At 70.1% G+C, this 6,576-nt stretch carries 4 protein-coding genes; 3 read left to right on the top strand and 1 reads right to left on the bottom strand.

Features of this window, described 5'->3' with window-relative positions; translation table 11 throughout:
• Positions 1-147: 147 nt before the first annotated feature.
• On the bottom strand, positions 148-1,677 hold the full coding sequence (locus ACH4EW_RS02720; protein WP_398250358.1) for a ricin-type beta-trefoil lectin domain protein: 1,530 nt from the start codon (positions 1,675-1,677) through the stop codon (positions 148-150).
• A 283-nt stretch (positions 1,678-1,960) separates the two neighbouring features.
• Here ACH4EW_RS02720 and ACH4EW_RS02715 point away from each other — a divergent pair, with 283 nt between their 5' ends.
• From ACH4EW_RS02715 to ACH4EW_RS02705, 3 genes are all read left to right on the top strand, one after another.
• Positions 1,961-2,659: a DUF402 domain-containing protein gene (locus ACH4EW_RS02715; RefSeq protein WP_398250356.1), complete on the top strand. Its 699-nt coding sequence runs from the start codon at positions 1,961-1,963 to the stop codon at positions 2,657-2,659.
• Positions 2,660-3,030: 371 nt separating this feature from the next.
• Positions 3,031-4,953 (top strand): SpoIIE family protein phosphatase, encoded by a 1,923-nt coding sequence (locus tag ACH4EW_RS02710; protein WP_398250354.1) that lies wholly within the window; start codon positions 3,031-3,033, stop codon positions 4,951-4,953.
• A 133-nt stretch (positions 4,954-5,086) separates the two neighbouring features.
• Positions 5,087-6,556 (top strand): catalase, encoded by a 1,470-nt coding sequence (locus ACH4EW_RS02705; protein ID WP_398250352.1) that lies wholly within the window; start codon positions 5,087-5,089, stop codon positions 6,554-6,556.
• Positions 6,557-6,576 lie beyond the last annotated feature (20 nt).

The raw sequence follows: 6,576 nt of genomic DNA, 5'->3' as shown, positions 1-6,576 counted from the left end.
GGGCGCGGGGGGTGGGGGGGGCCGCCGTGCCGGTCCTGCGGGGGGCCGGCGGGGGGGGGTTGGTGCCGCCGGGCCCCCCCCGGGGGGGGGGGGGGGGGGGCCGCGCCCCCCCCGCCCCTTCTCCAACCCCCCATGTGCCGGTCGGTCTTACGCGAAGCGCTGCTTCGCGCTGCCGTCGCAGCTCTGCAGCTTCAGCGGGTCCTTGGCCGCCGCGAGCGTCAGGCACAGCCCGGTCGAGGCCGCCGGGCGCAAGGTGCCCGACTCCTTGACGAACTGCTGGTTGGCCGCGCCCGAGCAGTTCCACACGACGAGCGAGGCGCCCGCCTTGTAGTCGGCGCCCGGCACGTCGAGGCACCGGTCGTGGCTCAGTTCCGTGCGGATGCTCTTCGTGCCGGAGTCGTACCACCAGCCCTGGTTGCGGCCGCCGTGGCAGTCCCAGCCGCTGATCCCGGTGCCGTTGCGGGTCACCGAGGCAGGGACGTCCACGCAGGTGCCCGTGGCCTCGTTCTTCAGCGGCTTGAAGACGTCGTCCCACGCCGCGGGCTGGAGCACCGGCTTCCCGGTGCTCGCCGGGTCTGCGCAGCTCGCCTCACGCAGGCCCGAGTTGTAGATCTGGGTCAGGCAGGATGCGAAGGCGGCGTGGCCGCGATCGTTCGGGTGGTAGGACTGCCGGACGGAGTTGGAGTCCGGCGGGAAGTGCGCCAGGTCGATGTAGAGGCCCCGGGCCCAGGTGTTCTCGCTGCACACCTCGTGACCGTGGAAGAGCCGGGAGTTGTCGAGGTAGACGGCTCCGGTGTCGGCGGCGACCTTGCGCATACCGCGCTCGAAGGCGGGGACGGCTACGTTACGGCCCCAGGAGGCGTCGGAGTCGTAACCGGCACAGCCTCCGGGAAGCTTGCCCGGGAAGTTCGGGTTGTCGTAGAAGTCCGGGCCGATCGGGCTCGGGTAGCCCATGACCACCAGCTTGTAGTCGTTGTTGCCGTATCCGGCGTCGGACATGACGGTCTTCAGGTCGCGCACCGTCTTCTCGACCTTCGGGACGAGCGCGTCGATGCGCGCCTGCCAGCCGCCCTCGTACTTCGGCTGGCAGGTGCCCTGGGAGAGCACCCAGCGCTGGACGCAGTCCGTCATGACCGGGCCGAACTGGAGGTCGTCATTGGCGCCGGCGACCAGCAGGATCATCTTGATGCGGGTGTTGCGGGCCTTGATGGCGAGGTTGTCGCTCTGCACGAGTTCGTCGGCGTACTGCTTCGATCCGCCGATCACGATGTTGCCGGTGTACGCGCCGGAGCAGGCGACGTTGTACGTCACGTCGGCCGGGATGCCGGTGCGGTGGATGGCGGAGTCGGACGAGCGATGGCACCAGTTGTCGGGGCCGTTGGTGCCCGCCTCGTACGTGCCGACGCCCTCGCCGGAGATCTCGCTGTCGCCGAGCGAGATCAGCCCCGTCTTGCGGTCGGCGAGCGGACGCTCGGCCGGGTCGCCGTACAGCCGGGTGGCTTCGGCGGCGCGGATGGCCTCCAGCTCGGGCGACAGGGGGGTGGATGCGGTGGTGGTGGAACCGGACCGGTCTGCCGCGCCCGCCGGTCCCGCGGCGAGAGCCATACCGCCCAATGCCGCCGCCATGGCCGCGGCGGCCGCGACCGTACTGCGAAGTCTGTGCCTGGTACGCCTCATTGCGCCTCCCCGGGTTGCTGCATGGGGGTACGGGGTCGTCCCCCGGGAAAATGCAGCACCCCGGTGTCTACTGGTCAGTAGGCGTCTTGGGAATAGACAGAACAAGACAAGTGCTCAACTTTTTCTGGAGGTTGAACCCCATGGGGCGAGGTGCCGCAGCTGTCGTCGTGCGCCCACCAGGGATTACGGGACAGCCCTTGTACGAGACGCTGGACGTGCTGCGTATGACCCGCCCGTGACATGTGTCGCAGCAACCGGGCTGCGGCATCTCTAAGATCTGCCCATGGCAGGTACCGGATACATCGAGCGCTGGGCGCCGGGCGATCAGATCCTGTGGCGCTACCTCGGCAACGGCACGCCGCGGCGGGACGCCGCGCCGGGTCACGCCCAGGGGCCGGTCCACATCTGTCGGCCCGTCACCGTCGTCCAGGACACCGACGAGCTGCTCGCCGTATGGGTGGCCCCCGGCACCGAGTGTGTGAAGCCGGTGCTGGCGAACGGCACCGACGTGCACGACGAGCCGCTCGCCACCCGCTACACCGCCCCGCGCACCACCGTCCGCTCGGCCTGGCTGGGCAACGGCGTGCTGAAGCTCGCCCGTCCCGGTGAACCCTGGTCGGTCTGGCTGTTCTGGGAGCCCGGCTGGCGGTTCCGCAGCTGGTACGTGAACCTGGAGAAACCGCGCACCCGCTGGGCGGGCGGCATCGACTCCGAGGATCACTTTCTCGACATCTCCGTCTACCCGGACCGCAGCTGGGTCTGGCGCGACGAGGACGAGTTCGCCCAGGCTCAGCGGGTCGGCCTGATGCCCCCCGAGACCGCGCAGCGGGTACGGGAGGCGGGCCTCGCGGCCGTCGAGGTGATCCGGGACTGGGGCACGCCCTTCCGGGACGGCTGGGAGGACTGGCGGCCCGATCCGCGCTGGCGGGTTCCCGCACTTCCGGATGACTGGGACCGCATCCCCTCGCATATGCCGTCGTGAGACCCTTGATGCACCCCAGGGGGGCAACCGTAGGATCGCCCTCCGGAGGGCCGCTCCGCTCCAACCGGCGGACGCGGCACCGGACCTGACCACAAGTGATCGCACGAGCACCACGCACTGCACGAGCTGTATGAGCGGCATCAGCCGTATGAGTCGCCTGAGCCACTACGAGGGGGTGGAGACGTGCTCGCTGTCGCCCGCCCCGGCGCCGGAAACGTTGTCGCCGAACCATGCTGCGAGCATCCGGTTTCAGCCCCTCGTTCGTGGGCATCCGGTGACAGCCGTTGTTATCGCCGCTCTTACCGGGGCACAGTAGCGCCCCACGAGGTGATTGCCTCATACAACCGGCCCGGACGGACGGAACCCCACGCGTGACGGAGCATCCCACCTCCCACGAAGGCCGGCAGCCTCTCGCCGCCCGGTCGCAGGAACGCACCCGGCCTCGGCAGCAGGATGCCGAGCCGGCTGCTTCCCCTGCCGTCGCGATCCCCGGCCCGGCCACGGCGCCGGGCGCAGGAGCGAATCCGGCGGCCCCCGCGGCCGGCCCCGCAGGACTCGACCCACAGGCCGCGGCCCGTCGCGAGGGCGACCGGCTGCGTTTCGTGGGGGCCGCCACCCGGCGGATCGCCCGCGGCATAGACCTGGACGAGATCGTGCTGGGCCTGTGCCGGGCCAGCGTGCCGACGTTCTCCGACGCCATACTGGTCTACCTCCGCGACCCGCTCCCGGTCGGTGACGAGCGGCCGGTCTCCCCGTTCGTCCTGCGGCTGCGCCGGTCGGACCGGCTGCGTTTAAACGAGGAGGAGACCGAGAGCTCGTCGGAGATCGAACGACTGCGGCTGCCCGCCATCGATCCGCACGGCGATCTGCCTCCGGCGGCCGACCTGTGCGAGGTCCGCTCGGGCGGCGCGCTCGCCGAGGTGCTGCGCGGTGTACGGCCGGTCTTCGGCGACTCCGCAGCGGCCCGCGCCGCGCTGCCCGAACTGCTCGGCACCGGACGGAGCGCACCCACCGGACACCGTGCGATCCTCGCCCCGCTCCGCGGACGGCGACGGGTGATCGGCGCCGCCGTCTTCCTGCGCGGGACCGAGCGGCCGCCCTTCGAGGCCAACGACCTGCTGGTCGCCGCGCAGCTGGCGACGCACACCGCGCTCGGCATCGACAAGGCCATGCTGTACGGCCGCGAGGCGTACATCGCCGACGAGCTGCAGCGCACCATGCTGCCCGACTCGCTGCCGCAGCCGACCGGCGTCCGGCTCGCCTCCCGTTATCTCCCGGCCGCGGAGACGGCCCGGGTCGGCGGCGACTGGTACGACGCGATCCCGCTGCCCGGGAGCCGGGTCGCCCTGGTCGTGGGCGACGTCATGGGCCACTCCATGACGTCCGCGGCGATCATGGGCCAGTTGCGCACCACCGCACAGACCCTCGCCGGGCTCGATCTTCCGCCGCAGGAAGTGCTGCACCACCTCGACGAACAGGCACAGCGGCTCGGCAGCGACCGCATGGCGACCTGCCTGTACGCGGTGTACGACCCCGTGGCGCACCGCATCACCATCGCCAACGCCGGGCACCCGCCGCCCGTCCTGCTCCATCTGGGCGGCCTCGCGGAGGTGCTGCGGGTGCCGTCCGGCGCCCCGATCGGCGTCGGCGGTGTGGACTTCGAGGCCGTCGAGCTGGACGCGCCCGCGGGCGCCACGCTGCTGCTGTACACCGACGGTCTGGTGGAGTCCCGGCTGCGGGACGTCTGGACCGGGATCGAGCAGCTGCGCGAACGGCTCGCCGCCACCGCCCAGCTCACCGGCCCGGACCATTCGCCGCCACTGGAGGCCCTCTGCGACGACGTGCTCGACATGCTCGGCCCCGGCGACCGGGACGACGACATCGCGCTGCTGGCCGCCCGGTTCGACGGGATCGCGCCAAGTGATGTCGCGTACTGGCACCTGGAACCGGAGGAGACCGCTCCGGGCCGGGCCCGCAGGCTGGCCCGCCGGGCACTGAGCCGTTGGGGGCTCGACGATCTCTCCGACTCGGTGGAGCTGCTGGTCAGCGAGGTGGTGACCAACGCGGTGCGCTATGCGGAGCGGCCGGTGACTCTGCGGCTGCTGCGCACCGACATCCTGCGCTGCGAGGTCGGCGACGACGCGCCGCAGCTGCCCCGGCAGCGCCGGGCCCGGGACATGGACGAGGGCGGCCGCGGCCTGTTCCTCGTGAACCGGCTGGCCAGACGGTGGGGAGCGACACGTCTTTCGACCGGCAAGGTGGTCTGGTTCGAGATGCCGGTCCGGGGCCAGTAGGAGGGTCCGGGCCGGGGCGGACAAGAGCCCTGCACGGACGGTAGCCAAATGTTGCCGACCTCCTGTCGGCGGAGTTGACTTCAGTCGTGAACGAGACGACCTGACCGAAACCCCCACCGACGGGAGGACGCTCGTGCCCGAGGAATCGAAGACCAGGAACACCCCCTACACCACGAACAACGCCGGAATTCCGGTGGAGAGCGATGAGCACTCGCTCACTGTCGGATCCGACGGTCCGATCCTGCTCCAGGACCACTACCTCATCGAGAAGATGGCCCAGTTCAACCGGGAACGGGTCCCCGAGCGAGTGGTCCACGCCAAGGGCTCCGGCGCCTACGGCATTTTCAAGGTGACCAACGACATCAGCCAGTTCACCAAGGCGGACCTCTTCCAGCCGGGCAAGCAGACCGCCATGCTCGCCCGCTTCTCCACGGTCGCCGGTGAACAGGGCTCTCCCGACACCTGGCGCGATCCTCGTGGGTTCGCCCTGAAGTTCTACACGGAGCACGGCAACTACGACATGGTCGGCAACAACACGCCGATCTTCTTCGTGCGCGACCCGATGAAGTTCCAGGACTTCATCCGCTCGCAGAAGCGCCGCCCGGAGAGTGCCCTGCGTGACCACGACATGCAGTGGGACTTCTGGACGCTCTCCCCCGAGTCCGCGCACATGGTCACCTGGCTGATGGGTGACCGCGGCATCCCGAAGACGTACCGCAACATGAACGGCTACAGCTCGCACACCTATATGTGGGTGAACGCGGGCGGCGAGAAATTCTGGGTCAAGTACCGCTTCAAGACCGACCAGGGCATCGACTTCTACGCCCAGGCCGAGGCCGACGAGATCGCGGGCATCGACGGTGACGTCCACCGTCGTGACCTGTTCGAGTCGATCAAGCGTGGTGACCACCCGAGCTGGACGCTGTATGTCCAGATCATGCCGTTCGACGACGCACCGGACTACCGGTTCAACCCGTTCGATCTCACGAAGGTGTGGCCGCACGGCGACTACCCGGAGATCGAGGTCGGCCGGATGACGCTCAACGAGAACCCCGAGGACTTCTTCGTCCACATCGAGCAGGCGTCCTTCGAGCCGTCGAACCTGGTGCCCGGCATCGGTCCGTCGCCCGACAAGATGCTGCTCGGCCGGCTCTTCTCGTATCCGGACACCCACCGGTACCGGATCGGCCCGAACTACGCGCAGCTGCCGCCGAACCGTCCGCGGTTCGGCCGGAACTCGTACGCGAAGGACGGCCCGATGCGGTACGAGCCGACGCGTACGGGAGCGGTCTACGCACCGAACTCGTACGGCGGTCCGGCCGCGGACACCGAGCGCTTCGGCGACCCGGCCGGCTGGGCCACGGCGGGCGAGATGGTGCACGAGGCGTACAAGCTGCACCGCGAGGACGACGACTGGGGCCAGGCGGGCACGATGGTGCGCAAGGTCCTGGACGACGCGGCGCGGGAGCGGCTGGTGTCCAACATTTCCGGCCATCTGCTGGACGGGGTGAGCGCCCCGGTCCTGGAGCGCTCGCTGCAGTACTGGCGCAACGTCGACAAGGATCTCGGCGACCGGGTCGCCAAGAAGGTCAACGGCGGCTGACACCGTCGCACGCGGACGCA

Source organism: Streptomyces sp. NPDC018000 (genome assembly GCF_044328025.1).
In the GTDB taxonomy this organism is placed as follows: domain Bacteria; phylum Actinomycetota; class Actinomycetes; order Streptomycetales; family Streptomycetaceae; genus Streptomyces.
Note: the sequence above shows the minus strand (reverse complement) of the source record. Positions and strands in the feature narration are given on the sequence as shown.